This is a genomic window from Pseudonocardia xinjiangensis (assembly GCF_050948425.1).
In the GTDB taxonomy this organism is placed as follows: Bacteria; Actinomycetota; Actinomycetes; order Mycobacteriales; family Pseudonocardiaceae; genus Pseudonocardia; species Pseudonocardia xinjiangensis.
This window is the reverse complement of sequence record NZ_CP192009.1, coordinates 4066094-4081872: the sequence shown is the minus strand read 5'-3', so window position 1 is coordinate 4081872 and position 15779 is coordinate 4066094. Positions and strand designations below refer to the sequence as shown.

General features: G+C 72.2%; 15 protein-coding genes. 11 read left to right on the top strand and 4 right to left on the bottom strand.

The features are described from left to right. Nucleotides 1-48 precede the first annotated feature (48 nt). Nucleotides 49-1488 carry a glutamate decarboxylase gene (locus ACQPZA_RS19235; protein ID WP_433272405.1) on the top strand — a complete coding sequence of 480 codons (1440 nt, stop codon included), beginning with the start codon at nucleotides 49-51 and terminating at the stop codon, nucleotides 1486-1488. Here ACQPZA_RS19235 and ACQPZA_RS19230 read toward each other — a convergent pair. Next, nucleotides 1463-2200, bottom strand: coding sequence for a hypothetical protein (locus ACQPZA_RS19230; RefSeq protein ID WP_433272403.1), 738 nt, complete (start codon nucleotides 2198-2200; stop codon nucleotides 1463-1465). The two genes, ACQPZA_RS19235 and ACQPZA_RS19230, sit on opposite strands and share 26 nt — an antisense overlap. A 132-nt stretch (nucleotides 2201-2332) precedes the next feature. On the opposite strand from ACQPZA_RS19230, the gene ACQPZA_RS19225 reads away from it, so the two are divergent. The 3 genes from ACQPZA_RS19225 to ACQPZA_RS19215 all read left to right on the top strand — a co-directional run bounded on the left by ACQPZA_RS19225 (nucleotide 2333) and on the right by ACQPZA_RS19215 (nucleotide 5322). After that, complete coding sequence (locus ACQPZA_RS19225) at nucleotides 2333-2839, top strand: DUF6069 family protein (RefSeq protein ID WP_433272401.1); 507 nt, start codon at nucleotides 2333-2335, stop codon at nucleotides 2837-2839. Nucleotides 2840-2992: 153 nt separating this feature from the next. Beyond that, nucleotides 2993-4177, top strand: coding sequence for a serine hydrolase domain-containing protein (locus ACQPZA_RS19220; protein WP_433272399.1), 1185 nt, complete (start codon nucleotides 2993-2995; stop codon nucleotides 4175-4177). Further along, nucleotides 4174-5322, top strand: a complete 1149-nt coding sequence (locus ACQPZA_RS19215) for a DUF2332 family protein (protein WP_433272397.1) — start codon at nucleotides 4174-4176, stop codon at nucleotides 5320-5322. The genes ACQPZA_RS19220 and ACQPZA_RS19215 overlap by 4 nt, the downstream gene beginning before the upstream one ends. Nucleotides 5323-5333: 11 nt before the next feature. Here the strand turns inward: ACQPZA_RS19215 and ACQPZA_RS19210 are convergent, their stop codons facing one another. The 3 genes from ACQPZA_RS19210 to mptB are packed head-to-tail and all read right to left on the bottom strand — an operon-like array spanning nucleotide 5334 to nucleotide 8634. Beyond that, nucleotides 5334-6050, bottom strand: a complete 717-nt coding sequence (locus ACQPZA_RS19210; protein ID WP_169398938.1) for an ABC transporter permease — start codon at nucleotides 6048-6050, stop codon at nucleotides 5334-5336. A 56-nt stretch (nucleotides 6051-6106) separates the two neighbouring features. Next, nucleotides 6107-7036, bottom strand: coding sequence for an ABC transporter ATP-binding protein (locus ACQPZA_RS19205; protein ID WP_169398928.1), 930 nt, complete (start codon nucleotides 7034-7036; stop codon nucleotides 6107-6109). A gap of 11 nt (nucleotides 7037-7047) precedes the next feature. Continuing rightward, a complete protein-coding gene (mptB, locus tag ACQPZA_RS19200) occupies nucleotides 7048-8634 on the bottom strand; it encodes a polyprenol phosphomannose-dependent alpha 1,6 mannosyltransferase MptB (protein ID WP_169398929.1) in 1587 nt (528 codons plus the stop codon). Between the two features lie 75 nt (nucleotides 8635-8709). Here mptB and ACQPZA_RS19195 point away from each other — a divergent pair, with 75 nt between their 5' ends. Genes ACQPZA_RS19195 through ACQPZA_RS19165 form a run of 7 tightly spaced genes read left to right on the top strand, consistent with a single transcriptional unit; the run spans nucleotide 8710 to nucleotide 15127 of the window. Continuing rightward, nucleotides 8710-9489, top strand: coding sequence for a helix-turn-helix transcriptional regulator (locus tag ACQPZA_RS19195; protein WP_407692240.1), 780 nt, complete (start codon nucleotides 8710-8712; stop codon nucleotides 9487-9489). Continuing rightward, nucleotides 9486-10913 (top strand): Fe-S cluster assembly protein SufB, encoded by a 1428-nt coding sequence (sufB, locus tag ACQPZA_RS19190; RefSeq protein ID WP_169398930.1) that lies wholly within the window; start codon nucleotides 9486-9488, stop codon nucleotides 10911-10913. The genes ACQPZA_RS19195 and sufB overlap by 4 nt, the downstream gene beginning before the upstream one ends. Beyond that, entirely contained in the window at nucleotides 10910-12109 is a 1200-nt protein-coding gene (gene sufD, locus ACQPZA_RS19185) for a Fe-S cluster assembly protein SufD (protein ID WP_169398931.1), read from the top strand. The genes sufB and sufD overlap by 4 nt, the downstream gene beginning before the upstream one ends. 33 nt (nucleotides 12110-12142) lie before the next feature. Continuing rightward, complete coding sequence (sufC, locus tag ACQPZA_RS19180; protein WP_169398932.1) at nucleotides 12143-12928, top strand: Fe-S cluster assembly ATPase SufC; 786 nt, start codon at nucleotides 12143-12145, stop codon at nucleotides 12926-12928. Next, nucleotides 12928-14208, top strand: a complete 1281-nt coding sequence (locus ACQPZA_RS19175; RefSeq protein ID WP_433272394.1) for a cysteine desulfurase — start codon at nucleotides 12928-12930, stop codon at nucleotides 14206-14208. The genes sufC and ACQPZA_RS19175 overlap by 1 nt, the downstream gene beginning before the upstream one ends. 2 nt (nucleotides 14209-14210) lie before the next feature. Next, nucleotides 14211-14699 (top strand): Fe-S cluster assembly sulfur transfer protein SufU, encoded by a 489-nt coding sequence (sufU, locus tag ACQPZA_RS19170; protein WP_169398934.1) that lies wholly within the window; start codon nucleotides 14211-14213, stop codon nucleotides 14697-14699. Beyond that, the gene (locus ACQPZA_RS19165) at nucleotides 14696-15127 is read left to right on the top strand and encodes a metal-sulfur cluster assembly factor (RefSeq protein WP_169398935.1); all 432 of its coding nucleotides are present in this window, start codon (nucleotides 14696-14698) and stop codon (nucleotides 15125-15127) included. Before sufU ends, ACQPZA_RS19165 begins: the two co-directional genes overlap by 4 nt. Nucleotides 15128-15779: the final 652 nt, after the last annotated feature.

The window sequence follows — 15779 nt, the reverse complement described above, 5'->3', positions numbered from 1 at the left end:
CTGCCTCGTGAGTGCCACTCCGTCACTCTGGGCTCCTACGCTGGGCTGATGCCGATCGCCCACCCGCCGTCCGAGACCAGCGGGGAGTCCCGTCCCCTGCCGGTCAACCCCGTGTTCGCCGCCGAGCCGCTGGTGGTGCCGCGCCACGCGCTCGCCGAGCAGGGGATCGACCCGGCGATCGCCTACCAGATCGTGCACGACGAGCTGATGCTCGACGGCAACGCGCGGCTCAACCTGGCCACCTTCGTCACCACGTGGGCCGAGCCGCACGCGCGCACCCTGATGACCGAGTCCTTCGAGAAGAACGTCGTCGACAAGGACGAGTACCCGCGCACCGCCGACCTCGAGCTGCGCTGCGTACGGATGCTCGCCGGGCTGTGGCACGCCGCGGACCCGCTGGCCGCGCCCGGCTGCTCGACCACCGGGTCGAGCGAGGCGTGCATGCTCGGCGGGCTCGCCATGAAACGGCGGTGGCGCAACGCCCGGCTCGCCGCGGGACGGCCTGCGGACCGACCCAACATCGTCATGGGCATCAACGTGCAAGTGTGCTGGGACAAGTTCGCCAACTACTTCGACGTCGAGCCCCGGCTGGTGCCGATGGCCCCCGGGCGCCACCACCTCACCGCCGAGGAGGCGGTGGCGCGGTGCGACGAGAACACGATCGGCGTGGTCGCGATCCTCGGCTCGACGTTCGACGGCAGCTACGAGCCGGTGGCCGAGATCTGTGCCGCCCTCGACGAGCTGCAGGAACGCACCGGCCTCGACATCCCCGTGCACGTCGACGGGGCGTCCGGCGCGATGATCGCACCGTTCTGCGACCCGGAGCTCGAGTGGGACTTCCGGTTGCCCCGGGTGGCGTCGATCAACACGTCGGGGCACAAGTTCGGGCTGGTCAGCCCGGGTGTGGGCTGGATCGTGTGGCGCGACGCGGACGCCCTGCCCGACGACCTCGTCTTCCGGGTGAACTATCTCGGGGGCGACATGCCGAGCTTCGCGCTGAACTTCTCCCGTCCCGGCGGCCAGGTGATCGCGCAGTACTACATGTTCCTGAGGCTGGGCTTCGAGGGCTTCCGCCGGGTGCAGCAGACCTGCCGCGACGTGGCCATGTCGCTGGCGTCGCGCATCGGGGCGCTCGGCCCGTTCCGCCTGATCACCGACGGCAGCGAGCTCCCGGTCCTCGCCTTCACCCTCGCCGACGACGTCACGAACTACTCGGTCTTCGACGTCTCGGCGGGCCTGCGCGAGGAGGGCTGGCTCGTCCCCGCCTACACCTTCCCTCCCGATCTCACCGACCTGGCGGTACTGCGGATCGTCGTGCGCAACGGGATGTCGCACGACCTCGCCGACCTGCTGATGGACGACCTGAGCCGGGTGCTGGACCGGCTCCGGTCGCAGCCCGCGCCCCAACGCGGGCCCGAGGCGGCCTCCTTCGCCCACGGCGCGGGCCCGGGACCCTCGGCCCCTAGGGCGACCGGCGCAGCTCGCTGACCGGCGGGGGTGCCGCCGCGAACAGGTCGACGACCCGGTCCCAGCGGTTGCGCTTGCCCGGAGGGAACCGGACCCGGGCGCGGGCCAGCCGCCGCTCGTCGTACCGGCGGGTGGCCCACGGCGAGGACGGCCGCGCCAGCCGCAGCGCCGCCACCATGGCCAGCAGCGGGACGAACACCCCGATCACCCCGAGCACCGTGCGGCCCTTGAGGACCGCGACGAGCGCGAAGGCGAGGTTGACCGCGATGGTGATCGTCAGGCCGAGCGCGTCCTCGCCGGTGTCGGCGTCGAACGGGGAGGCGCCCACCAGGAGCAGGATGCCGACCACGAAGGCGATCAGGACGGCGTCCACCGAGCTGCGGCCCTCCTGCGTCCAGTAGACGTCGTCGAGCCGCAGCCAGAGGGCGAACTCGTCGAGCGTCAGTGCCGCTCCGGCGCCGAACAGCACCGCCAGCACGTCCACCCAGGGCGCATCGGGGCGGTAGGCGAACTCGGCGGTGCCCGCGCCGAGCAGCAGGAAGATCCCGTACACCTGGTGGTGCACGTGCACGCCGCCCATGCTCGCGTTGCGGAACGGCCCGCGGCCGCGGCGGATGGCGTGGGTGATCGCCCGCGTGGCGAGGAAGGTGAGCAGGAACGTGCCCACCATCCACCCGATGAGCGCGTGGCTCCGGGTGAACTGGGGCACCAGTTCGAGGTCGAGGCCGGTCACGGGGGCACCTCCCGTCGTCCGACGACCGGGGGCTCCGGCCGTCCCGAACGTGTCGACTCCTGCAGCGATGCGCCGGTCCGTGCCACGATCCTGGCACGTCCCACCGCCCCTGACCGGGATCGGAGCCGCTCGATGGCCGGGTACCACGACGAGACCGATCCCTTCGCCGCCCGCGGTCGGCCGCCGCGGAGCAGTGGCCGGGTCGACGTCTCCCGGCTCTGGGTGGGCGGTCTGGCCACCGCCGCGGTCGCCGCGTTGATCGGGCTGGTGGGGGTGCTCGTCGTGCGTGCGGTCCTCCGGATCGCGCTGTACGCCCCGAGCACGGCCGGTCCGTTCGGGGACACCGACACCGTCGTGCTCTGCGGGCTGGCGGCCGTGGCCGCTCTCGCCGCCACCGGGCTCGCGCACCTGCTGCTCATCGGCGCGCCCCGGCCGCTGGCCTACTTCGCCTGGTTCATCGGGCTCCTCACCGCCGTGTCCGCGGTGGTGCCGTTCCTGTCGCCCGAGCCGATGAGCGTCGTCCTCGCCACCGCCGCGATCCACCTGGTGACCGGCCTGGCCATCGGCACCCTCGTCTCCGGCGCGGCGGCCGCCGCGGTCCGCCCGGCACCGCAGCGGCAGCGGTTCGAGTTCGAGTAGCCCGGGCCCCGCGCGCCCCCCGGCACCCGTCAGGTCACGAGCCGTAGTCGCTGGTCGGAGGCGGGTGAACCCGGCGGCCGGGGATAACGGGGGCTCGCTCGCCGCCGAGTCCTCACCGGTCGGCGCCCGGTCGCCGCAGCCGGGAGGGCGCTCGTGACGTACTCGTGGAGGTCGCTCGGAGTGGTCGCCGCCGCGGTGGTCCTCGCGGTGACGCCGATGGCCGCCTGCGGCACGTCGACGGCGCCCGCTCCGCCCGCCGGCGCGGAAGCGCCCGCCGACGCCGGCGGCCCGCTCCCGCCCGCCACGGTGGCGGGGATCGAGCAGATCGTGCACGACCAGATGCGCACCGGCGCCGTCCCGGGGATGGCCGTCGGCGTGTGGCTGCCCGGGCAGGGGCAGCTCGTCCGGGCCTACGGCGTGGCGGACGTCGCGAGCGGGGCCGCGTTCGCCGTCGGCGACCGGGTGCGCATCGCGAGCATCACCAAGACCTTCACAGCCACCGCGACGTTGATGCTGGTCGACCGGGGGCGGCTCACGCTGGACGACCGGCTGGAGTCGTTCGTGCCCGGGGTCCCGAACGGTCGGGACATCACCGTCCGGCAACTGCTGAACATGACCTCGGGGGTCTACGACTTCACGGAGGACCCGGAGTTCAGCGCGGCGTTCGACGCCGACCCCCTGGCCCCGTTCCCGGTGGAGCGCGTGCTGACCATCCTGCGGCGCAGCACCCCGGCGTTCCCGCCGGGACAGCCCGGGAGCTGGCAGTACAGCGACTCCAACTACATCCTGCTCGGGCAGATCATCGAGCGGGCGGCGGGCGAGCCGGCCGGCCCCTTCATCGAGCGCGAGATCGTCGGCGTGCTCAACCTGCCGGGCACGAGCTACCCGACCTCGCCGGAGATCCCGCCGCCGTCGGCCAGTGGATATCTCGTCGTCCCGCCCGGCGCACCGCAGCGGGACGTCACGGCGCTCGACCCGGACGTGGCGGGCCCGGCCGGAGCGATGATCTCCACGGTGGAGGGGCTGCGGGCCTGGGCGGGCGCGCTGGCCGCCGGGAGGCTGCTCAGCCCGGCAGGCCATGCCGAGCAGACGACGTTCGTGAACGCGAACCTCTCGCCCACGCTGCGCACCGGGTACGGCGCCGGTCTGTTCGAGATCAACGACTTCGTCGGGCACAACGGCGCGATCTACGGCTTCAACACCGCGATGTTCCAGCTGCCCCGGACCGGCGCCACGATCGTCGTGGTGGCCAACCGGTCGTCGAACTTCGAGGGGGTCGGCCTGGAGACGTTCCTGCAGATCGCGATGCTGCTGTACCCCGACCTGTTCTCCTCATGACGCCCGGTCAGCAGGACGCCCGCTCCGTCGTGGCCGGCCAGGCTCTCGCCATCGCGGCGGCCTGGTCGCCGGTGGGCGCCCCGGCCGGCTGGTGGCTCACGGCGGAGACCCTCGTGGCGATCGCGGAGGAGGACGTGCTCCTCGATCTCGCCGCCGAGATCCCGCTCGACCGCCTGCCGCCGCTGCTGCTCGCAGCGGCGGTGAGCTTCCTGGTGCGGGAGCGGCGCCCGCCGATGGTCCGCCACTACCCCGAGCCGGGTGGCAGCCGGCCTCCGCCGGATCCGGGCTTCCGCGCCGAGCTCGTCGAGTTCGCGCGGGCGGAGCGGGACGGGCTCGCGGAGCTGTGTGCCACCCATCGCTACCAGATGAACGAGGTGGGCCGCTGCGCCGACGTGCTCCCCGTGCTCGCCCTGATCGCCGAGGAGGACGACCGCCCGCTGGCGGTGGTGGATCTGGGCACCGGCGCCGGCCTCGGGCTGCACCTGGACCGCTACCACTACACCTACCGGACCGCTGGCTCGCCCGACCGGACGGTGGGAGAACCGTCCTCGCCGGTCCGGCTGACGTGCGAGGTGCGGTCGGGCGGCGACCGGCTGCCCGTGCCGTCCGCGCTTCCGGTGGTGGCCGACCGGGTGGGGGTGGACGTCGAGCCGCTCGACGTCGCCGATCCGCACACGTTCGCCTGGCTGGCCGCGTGCGTCCCGCCCGAGGCGGGCGCCGTCACCCGGTTCGCGGCAGCGGCGGCGATCGCCCGCGCCGATCCGGCACGCGCGGTGCGCGGGAACCTCCTCGACGTGCTCGAGGACGTGGTCGACTCGATCGCGCCCGAGGCGCTGGTCTGCCTCGTCGACACCTACGTGCACGTCTTCCTGCCGCCGGCCGACCTGCGGCGGTTCGACCGTCTCCTGGCCGGGCTCGGACGCCGTCGCGACCTGGAGTGGGTCTCGGTCGATCCGCTCGTTCCCCTCGGCCCGGACGCGCGGGCCGGCGTGCAGGGCCTCGACGTGCCCGCGGACTGGGTGCGCGATGCCCGTGCCGGTGGCGTCTTCGGGGTGATCGGGCGGGTCCGGATACGTGGGGGGCGGCGCAGCGGCACGGTGCTGGGGCGGGCCCACCCGGGCGCCGCCTGGCTGGAGTGGCGCTGAGCGCTCCCGGGTCAGCGCAGCTTGACGGTGCGCACCGCCAGCGCGGACGCCACGGCGGTCCAGGCCAGCAGCACGACGACCTGCGCGGCGCTCGGCGGGTGCCCGCCGGCCAGTGCCGCGCGCAGGCCCTCGGCCAGCGCCCCGGACGGCAGCGCGGCGCCGACGGCGGCGAGCGGCCCGGGAAGCATCCCCAGCGGGACGATGATGCCGCCGGCCAGCAGCAGGACGAACCAGACCACGTTGGCCACGGCGAGGGTGATCTCGGCCCGCAGCGATCCGCCGAGGAGGATCCCCAGCGAGCCGAACGCGGCGCAGCCGAGCAGCAACAGCAGCAGCGCCCAGCCGAGCCCGGAGGCGACCGGGCGCCATCCCAGTGCCACGGCGAGCACGCCGAGCACCACCACCTGCAGCGCCACCGTGCCCAGCACCGCCACGAGCCGCCCGGCGACCAGCAGCCAGCGCGGCAACGCGGTGGCGGCGAGCCGCCGGACCACGCCGTAGCGCCGGTCGAAGCCCAGCGCGATGGCCTGCCCGGTGAAGGCCGTGGACATCACCGCCAGCGCGAGCACGCCCGGCACGACCGAGGCGATCCGCGGTGCCGGCAGCGGCACCACGTCGAGGGTGCTCAGCCCGACCAGCAGCACGATCGGGATCAGCAGCGTGAGCAGCACCTGCTCGCCGTTGCGCAGGGCCAGGCGCATCTCGGTGCCCGACTGCACGGCGAGCATCCGCAGCGGCGCCCCGGGGCCGGGCCGGGGGGTGAAGGTGCCGGGTGGGAAGCGGTTCACGAGCGCAGCTCCCGTCCGGTCAGCTCCAGGAAGACGTCCTCGAGACTGCGCCTGGCCACCTGGACGTCGTCGGCCAGCGCCCCCTGCCCGGCGCACCACGTGGTGATGGTGGACAGCACCGCAGGGTCGATCCGGCCGCGCACGACGTAGCGGCCGGCGATCGGCTCGGCCGCCCCGTAGCCGACGGGCAGCGCCGCGATCAGGCCGTCGACGTCCATGCCGGACCGGGCGCGGAAGCGCAGCTCCTGCTGCTCGGTCGTCGAGGTGAGCGCGGTGGGGGAGCCCTGCGCGACCACCCGTCCGCGGTCGACGATCACCACCTCGTCGGCGAGGGCCTCGGCCTCCTCCATGAGGTGGGTGGTGAGCAGGACGGCCACCCCGTCCCGGCGCAGCGCCTGGATCAGGTCCCACACGACCCGGCGGGCCTGGGGGTCCATCCCGGCGGTGGGTTCGTCGAGGAACACGAGCTCCGGACGGCCGACCACGGCGCAGGCCAGCGCGAGCCGCTGCTGCTGCCCGCCCGACAGCCGCTTGTACGGGGTGCGGGCGCAGCCGTCGAGGCCGAGCACGTCGGTGAGCCATCCGACGTCGAGCGGATCTGCGGAGCAGGCGGCGACCAGCCGCAGCATCTCGGCGGCGCGGACGGTGGGATAGGCGCCCCCGCCTTGGGGCATCACGCCGATCCGGGCGCGCAGCGCGTCGGGCGCGTCGGCGGGGTCGAGGCCGAGTACCCGCACCTCACCGGCGTCGCCGCGCAGGAAGCCCTCGCAGATCTCGACGGTGGTGGTCTTGCCCGCACCGTTGGGACCGAGCAGGGCCAGCACCGATCCGGCAGCCAGGTCGAGGTCGAGCCCGTCGACAGCGACGGTGCGTCCGTACCGCTTCACCAGCCCCCGGACCGCGACGGCGGGCGGCGGAGTGTTCACGGCGGTCCAGTCTAGTGAGGTGAGGGGTCCGGCTCCCGAGCTGGCACCCGGCCCGACCACGCGTCGACGTCTGCGCCCTGCTTCCCGGCGAGCTGGCGCCGCTGCACGAGCAGGACCAGCACGAGCATGACGATCCCGGCCAGGATAGCCATCGGCAGCTGGTAGGCGCGGAAGCTGAAGTCGGCGCCCGTGGGCGGCACGAGCAGGGCGAGGACGGCGGACGCGGCCAGCGCGGCCCGCCGGTAGTGCGGCAGGCCCTGGGACGCGGCGAGCGGGATCGCCGCCCAGAGCAGGTACCAGGGGTGCACGATCGGGCCGAGCAGCACGACGGCACCCAGCCCGGCGCCCATCCCCGTGACGGGGTCGAGCCGGCCGCGGAGGCTCGCCAGCAGCAGCATCAGGACCACGATCCCCGCGGCGAGCCCGCCCAGGCCGCGGGTGAGCACCAGCACGCTGTCGGTGTGGTCACCGAGGCCGCCCAGGATGCCGATCTGGCCGCCGATCAGGCCGAGGTCGGTGGACACCGACATCCAGCTGCGGATGAGGCTCGGGGTGTCGAGGGTGGTGACCCACCCCAGCCCGAGCCCCGTGACCAGCGCGAGCGCGGCGTAGCCCACGACGGTGACGGCGGCGAGCGCCCCGGCGGACACCGCGACGTCGCGCACCCTGCCGCCGTGCCGCCTGGCCCACTCGGTGCCCAGGAAGCCGAGCGCCAGCAGCGCCGGCACCTTCACCGCGGACGCCCCGACGATGAGCAGGGCCCCGAACAGGAACCTCGTATCGAGCACCCGTGGCCCCGCCCGGAGGCCGATCTCCATCCCGGCCAGCATCAGCCCGATCATCAGCGACTCGTTGTGGATGCCGCTGACCAGGTGGAACAGCACCAGCGGGTTGGCCGCGCCGAGCCACAGCGCGAGCCCGGCGTCGAGCCCGCAGCGGCGGGCCAGCCGGGGCAGCGCCCAGACGATCAGGCCGACGCCCAGCAGCGCCAGCACCCGGTGGGCGAACAGGCCGAGTACGACGTCGTTGCCGGTGAGCGCCGTGATGCCGCGGCCGAGCCAGAGGAAGAGCGGCCCGTAGGGCGCCGGGGTGTCCCGCCAGATCGTGGGGATGCTGCGCGTCAGCGGGTCGTCGACGCCGAGGGCCTGGGCCGGGCCGAGGACGTACGGGTCGAGACCGCGCGCGAGGATCGCGCTCTGCGCGAGGTAGCTGTAGACGTCGCGGGAGAACAGCGGCGGTGCCACGGCCAGCGGGATCGCCCACAGCACGGCCGTGCGGGCCAGCTGCGCGCGGTCCGGGGCCGGGGGGACGGCGCCGTTCCAGCGCAGCATCTTCCCGATCCACAGCCAGGCGAGCACCAGCATGCCGATGCCGGCGTAGGTGATGGCGATGGCGATCGTGGCGTTGCGGCTGGGCAGGCCGAGCAGCCGCAGGCCGAACAGGGGGTTGGGCACGGGCAGCGCACCGGACCCGAGTGCACCGACCCCCATCAGCAGGGTTCCGGTCAGTCCCAGCCGGCGAGCGGCCCGGCTGGGGTCGCGCGGGGGTGCCTCGACCGGAACCGGAGCGCGTGCGCCGTCCAGCTCCCCTGCGACCATGCCTGCAGCGTAGCGAGCGAGTTGCGGCGTGAGCGTGGTCACCCGCAGCCGGTGCCCTTTGCCCCGTAGCGGCAAATACGCAACACTGGTGTTGTGAAAAGCGGTCCACAGCCGACGGTCGACGCCCACGAGGGGCAGTCGAGCGTTGACGGCCGCACCAGGGCCGGTGTGGCGCGCCTGCTGATGGAGCAGGGGCCGATCACCGCCACGGCGGTGGCCGCCGAGCTCTCGCTGTCCGCTCCGGCCGTCCGGCGTCATCTCGACGCGCTCATCGCCGCCGGTGAGGCGGAGGTGCGCGAGGCGTCCCGCCGGGGGCCGCGGGGCCGGGGCCGCCCGGCCAGGCACTACCTGCTCACCGACGCCGGGCGCGCCCGGTTCGGGCACGGCTACGACGATCTCGCCGTCGCCGCGCTGCGTTATCTCGCCGAGCACGGGGGAGAGGCGGCGGTGCGCGGGTTCGCGCGCAGCCGGGTCGAGAACCTGCTCGGCGGCGCGGGGGCGGAGCAGGTCGCAGCCGCCCACGGCCGTGATGCGCGAACCGGCGCACTCGCGGACGTGCTCACCACCCGCGGTTACGCCGCACAGGCCCGGGAGGCGGGCTCGGGCGTTCAGCTGTGCCAGCACCACTGCCCGGTGGCCCACGTGGCCGCCGAGTTCCCGGTGCTGTGCGAGGCTGAGACCCAGGCTTTCGCCGAGCTGCTCGGCACCCACGTGCAGCGCTTGGCCACCATCGCGCGGGGCGACTCCGCGTGCACCACCCACGTTCCGCTGGAAGCTCCCGAAGACCGGCGGGGTTACACGACAACCACCACGATCTCGACAGGCACGTCCCTGAGAGGGAGGCAGTCCGAATGACGACCGCTCCTGAGGCACTCACCCAGGAGGAGACGCTCGCGACGCTCGGCCGCTACGACTTCGGCTGGGCCGATCCGGACGCCGCCGGCGCCACTGCACGTCGCGGCCTGTCCGCCGACGTCGTCGCCGACATCTCCGCACTGAAGAACGAGCCGCAATGGATGCTCGACTTCAGGCTCAAGGCGCTCGACCTGTTCGAGCGCAAGCCGATGCCGCGCTGGGGCGCCGACCTCTCGGGCATCGACTTCGACAACATCAAGTACTTCGTGCGCTCCACGGAGAAGCAGGCCACGTCCTGGGACGAGCTGCCGGCCGACATCAAGAACACCTACGACAAGCTGGGGATCCCGGAGGCCGAGAAGGCCCGCCTGGTGGCCGGTGTCGCGGCGCAGTACGAGTCGGAGGTCGTCTACCACCAGATCCGCGAGGACCTGGAGCAGCAGGGCGTCATCTTCCTGGACACCGACACCGGCCTGCGTGAGCACCCGGAGCTGTTCCAGGAGTACTTCGGCTCGGTCATCCCGAGCGGCGACAACAAGTTCTCCGCGCTGAACTCCGCGGTGTGGTCGGGCGGCTCGTTCATCTACGTCCCCAAGGGCGTCAAGGTGGACATCCCGCTGCAGGCCTACTTCCGCATCAACACCGAGAACATGGGCCAGTTCGAGCGCACGCTGATCATCGTCGACGAGGGTGCCTACGTGCACTACGTCGAGGGCTGCACCGCGCCGATCTACAAGTCCGACTCGCTGCACTCGGCCGTGGTCGAGATCATCGTGAAGAAGGGCGGCCGCTGCCGCTACACGACGATCCAGAACTGGTCGAACAACGTCTACAACCTGGTGACGAAGCGGGCCAAGGCCGAAGAGGGCGCCACCATGGAGTGGGTCGACGGCAACCTCGGCTCCAAGGTCACCATGAAGTACCCGGCCGTCTGGCTGATGGGTGAGCACGCCAAGGGCGAGGTCCTGTCCATCGCGTTCGCAGGCGAGGGCCAGCACCAGGACGCCGGGGCGAAGATGGTGCACCTCGCGCCGCACACGTCCTCCACGATCATCTCGAAGTCGGTGGCGCGCGGCGGTGGCCGCACGTCCTACCGGGGCCTGGTGCAGGTCAACCCGCGGGCGCACCACAGCCGCTCCACGGTGAAGTGCGACGCCCTGCTGGTCGACACGATCAGCCGGTCCGACACCTATCCCTACGTCGACGTCCGCAACGACGAGGTCTCGATGGGCCACGAGGCCACGGTCTCCAAGGTCAGCGGCGACCAGCTCTTCTACCTGATGAGCCGCGGGCTGACCGAGGACGAGGCCATGGCGATGGTCGTGCGCGGGTTCGTCGAGCCCATCGCGCGCGAGCTGCCCATGGAGTACGCGCTGGAGCTGAACCGGCTCATCGAACTGCAGATGGAGGGCTCCGTCGGATGACGCTGCCGAACACAGCTCCTGAGGTCGCCGGCCTCGCTCCCGAGCTGGCCGGTGCGAAGAAGGGGCAGGGCGAGTCGCCGATCGCGTCGGCGAGCGAGCGGTTCACCTCCTACGACGTCGAGGCCTTCGAGGTCCCCGGCGGCCGTGAGGAGAACTGGCGCTTCACCCCCCTGCGCCGGCTGCACGGCCTGCACGACGGTTCGGCCACGTTCGAGGGCACGGCGACGATCGACGTCGCCGCGCCGGAGGGCGTCACCGTCGAGACCGTCGGCCGTGACGACGCGCGGATCGGCGAGGGCGGCGTCCCCGCCGACCGGGTCGCCGCGGCGGCGTGGTCCACGTTCCGCGAGGCCACCCTGGTGACGCTCGACGGCACCCCGGCCCCGGTCACCGTCACCGTCACGGGTCCGGGGGCCGGCGCCACCGCGGCCGGGCACCTGCAGCTGCGCACCACGCCCCACACAGAGGCCACCGTCGTCGTGGAGTACCGCGGCTCGGGGGTGCTCGCCGACAACCTCGAGGTGGTGCTGGGCGACGGGTCCCGGCTCACCCTGGTGGTCACCGGCGAGTGGGCCGACGACGCCGTGCACGTAGGCGCGCAGCACATGTCGATCGGGCGCGACGCGGTCCTGCGCGCCACCTCGGTGGCGCTGGGCGGCGACCTGGTGCGGATCAGCCCCACCGTGAAGTACCGCGGTCCCGGCGGCGACGCCGAACTGGCCGGGCTCGGGTTCGCCGACGCCGGGCAGCACCTCGAGCAGCGGCTGCTGGTCGACCACGCGGTGCCCCACTGCACGTCGAACGTGGTCTACAAGAACGCGCTGCAGAGCACGAAGGGCCTCACCGCCCACACCGTGTGGATCGGCGACGTGCTCATCCGCGCGGCCGCGGAGAACACGCGGACGTTCGAGCTCAACCGCAACCTCGTGCTCACCGAGCACGCGCGCGCCGACTCGGTGCCGAACCTGGAGATCGAGACCGGCGAGATCGCCGGTGCCGGCCACGCGAGCGCCACCGGCAGGTTCGACGACGAGCAGCTGTTCTACCTGCAGAGCCGGGGCATCCCCGAGGACGTCGCCCGCCGACTCGTCGTGCGCGGCTTCTTCGGCGAGATCCTGAGCCGGATCACCCTTCCCGAGCTGCGCGAGCGCCTGGAAGCGGCGATCGAGGCCGAGCTCGCCGTCATCGGCGTCTGACGCCACACCAACCACACGGAGCACTGACACCACATGTCCACCTTGGAGATCAAGGACCTGCACGTCTCGGTCGCCACCGACGACGGCGCCAAGGAGATCCTGAAGGGCGTCGACCTCACGATCCGCGCCGGCGAGACCCACGCGATCATGGGCCCGAACGGGTCCGGCAAGTCCACGCTGGCCTACGCCATCGCCGGGCACCCGAAGTACGAGGTCACCTCGGGCGAGGTCACGCTCGACGGTGAGGACGTCCTCGCGATGACCGTCGACGAGCGCGCCCGCGCCGGGCTGTTCCTCGCCATGCAGTACCCGGTGGAGGTCCCGGGCGTCTCGACGTCCAACTTCCTGCGCGCGGCGGCCACCGCCGTCCGCGGCGAGGCGCCGAAGCTGCGCACCTGGGTCAAGGAGGTCAAGGGCGCGATGAACGACCTCGACATCGACCCCGACTTCGCCGAGCGCAACGTCAACGAGGGCTTCTCGGGTGGCGAGAAGAAGCGCCACGAGGTGCTGCAGCTCGCCCTGCTCAAGCCGAAGATCGCGGTGCTCGACGAGACCGACTCCGGCCTGGACGTCGACGCGCTGCGCGTCGTGTCCGAGGGCGTCAACCGCTTCCGGGCGGGGGGCGACACCGGCGTCCTGCTGATCACGCACTACACGCGGATCCTGCAGCACATCACCCCCGACGTCGTGCACGTCTTCGCGGGCGGTCGCATCGTCGAGTCCGGCGGTCCGGAGCTGGCCGACGAGCTGGAGAAGACCGGTTACGTGCGATTCGCCGGTTCGGCCGCCGACAGTGCGGTGGCCGAGGCCGCGGTCTGATGACCACGATCGAAGGGTTGGACGTCCAGAAGGTACGGGCGGACTTCCCGATCCTCACCCGCACGGTCCGCGAGGGGCGGCCGCTGGTGTACCTGGACTCCGGGGCCACCTCGCAGCGGCCCCGCCAGGTCCTCGATGCCGAACGCGCGTTCCTCGAGCAGCACAACGCAGCGGTCCACCGCGGCGCCCACCAGCTCGCCGAGGAGGCCACCGACGCCTACGAGTCGGCGCGGGCGCGCATCGCCGCGTTCATCGGGGCCGGGCCGGGCGAGGTGGTGTTCACGAAGAACGCCACCGAGGGCATCAACCTCGTCGCCTACGCCATGAGCAACTCGAGCATCCGCACGGGCCTGGGCCCGGAGTCGGAGCGCTTCGCGCTCGGGCCCGGCGACGAGATCGTGATCACGGAGCTGGAGCACCACGCCAACCTGGTGCCGTGGCAGGAGCTCTGCCGGCGCACCGGCGCCACCCTGCGCTGGTACTCGATCACCGACGAGGGCCGGGTGGACCTCGACTCGATCGAGCTCACCGAGCGCACCAAGGTCGTGGCGTTCGCACACCAGTCCAACGTGCTCGGCACGATCCTGCCGGTCGCGGAGCTGGTGCGCCGAGCCCGCGCGGTCGGTGCGCTGGTGCTGCTGGACGCGTGCCAGTCCGTGCCGCACATGCCGGTGGACCTCGGCGAGCTCGACGTCGACTTCGCGGTGTTCTCCGGGCACAAGATGCTCGGGCCGTCCGGCGTCGGCGTGCTCTACGGGCGGGCCGAGCTGCTGGCCGCGATGCCGCCGTTCCTCACCGGCGGGTCGATGATCGAGCTGGTGCGCATGGAGCACACCACCTACTCCGCGCCGCCGCAGCGGTTCGAGGCGGGCGTGCCGATGACGTCGCAGGCCGTGGGCCTCGGGGCGGCCGTCGACTACATCACCGACATTGGCATCGACGTGATCCACGCCCACGAGATTGCACTGGTCCGCCAGGCCGTCGACGGGCTGGCGGCCGTGCCGGGCGTCCGGATCATCGGGCCGCAGGACCTCACCGACCGCGGTGGCGCCGTCGCGTTCGTGGTCGACGGGGTACACGCCCACGACGTGGGCCAGGTCCTCGACGACCGCGGCGTCGCCGTGCGGGTGGGTCACCACTGCGCCTGGCCGCTGCACCGCAGGTTCGGCGTTGCTGCCACCGTGCGTGCGTCGTTCCATGTGTACAACACACCTGATGAGGTCGCCGCCTTGGTCGAGGGCGTGCAGGCCGCGCGCGAGTTCTTCGGAGTAGTGAGCTAGCCGTGCAGCTGGAACAGATGTACCAGGAGATCATCCTGGACCACTACCGCACACCGCACGGTGCCGGACTGCGCGAGCCGTTCGACGCCGAGTCGTTCCAGATCAACCCCACCTGCGGCGACGAGATCACGCTGCGCGTCAAGCTCGACGGTGACACTGTGTCGGACGTGTCCTACGAGACCCTGGGCTGCTCGATCAGCCAGGCGTCGGCGTCGGTGCTCACCGATCTCGTCGTCGGCCGCTCGATCGAGGACTCCATGCGGGTGCTCACGGCGTTCCAGGAGATGGCGCAGGGACGCGGCCAGGTGGAACCGGACGAGGACGTGCTCGGGGACGGCGTCGCGTTCGCGGGCGTGGCCCGCTACCCCGCACGGGTCAAGTGCGCGTTGCTCGGATGGATGGCGTTCAAGGACGCCGTCGTCCGCACCGCGCAGACGCAGGACGCCGCGCAGACACAGGCAACGCGCGATCCCGAGGAGGCACAGCCATGAGCGAGACCACCGAGACCACCGGGACGACGGAGACCACCGGCGCGGCCGGTGCCGGCGACGAGGTGGTGCGCGGCGCGGCCGGCATGCCCGAGCCTCCGGCCCAGCGTGCCGAGGAGCCCTCGGTCGACGACCTCGAGGAGGCCATGCGCGACGTGGTCGACCCCGAGCTGGGCATCAACGTCGTCGACCTGGGCCTGGTGTACGGCATCCAGGCCGAGGGCGGGGTCGCCACCATCGACATGACGCTGACGTCGGCGGCCTGCCCGCTCACGGACGTGATCGAGGAGCAGACCCGGGCCGCCCTCACCGGCAGCGCCGGCCTGGTCGACGACATCAAGATCAACTGGGTCTGGATGCCGCCGTGGGGTCCGGACAAGATCACCGAGGACGGTCGCGAGCAGCTGCGGGCGCTGGGCTTCCGCGTCTGACGTTCCCGCTCGCCACGAACGGCACTTTCGTCCGGTAGCTCCGGAGGAAGGTGCCGTTCGTCGTTATGCCCGACTCCGGCGCGCCGATAAATGCCGCATAAGTCCGGATAGACCGATCGGGAAATATCAATCTTCTCTCTGTGGTGCTTATCACATCGAGTGCGGGAACGATTCTTGAAGTCTGCTGTTTCCGTCATCAAGCTCTGCTAAACGCGCGTTACGACCGAGGACGAGGGGTGGGCCGATGGCCAGCAAGATCGCATTTTCTGCAGCGCGTCGAGCCGACCCCGGGAATGGGCAGCGGGTTGTACGCAGTGAAAGTGATCCACTGCCGATCGTGATATCGATCAATGAAGGATGGGTTCTCCCGCCGGCCCGGTGCTGTTTGACCGGTGTAACCGCGGGATGGATGATAATGTCCGCCACACTTTCGGGGCCGGCTGCCGGGTGCCGTTCTCGCCACCTGCTGTGTCAGATCTGATGCTGCTCCGAGTTCGTGTGCCCGGGAATCCGGGGAACGGATATCTCCGGCCGGTCGGCGCCCCTGAAACAGTGACGACGCGGACAGTGACCATTCGGAGCAGAGGAGTGACCGCCATGCCCCACGACAACGCGAAGGCACGGTGCTGCAGCCGGCACCGGGCGGTGGGCG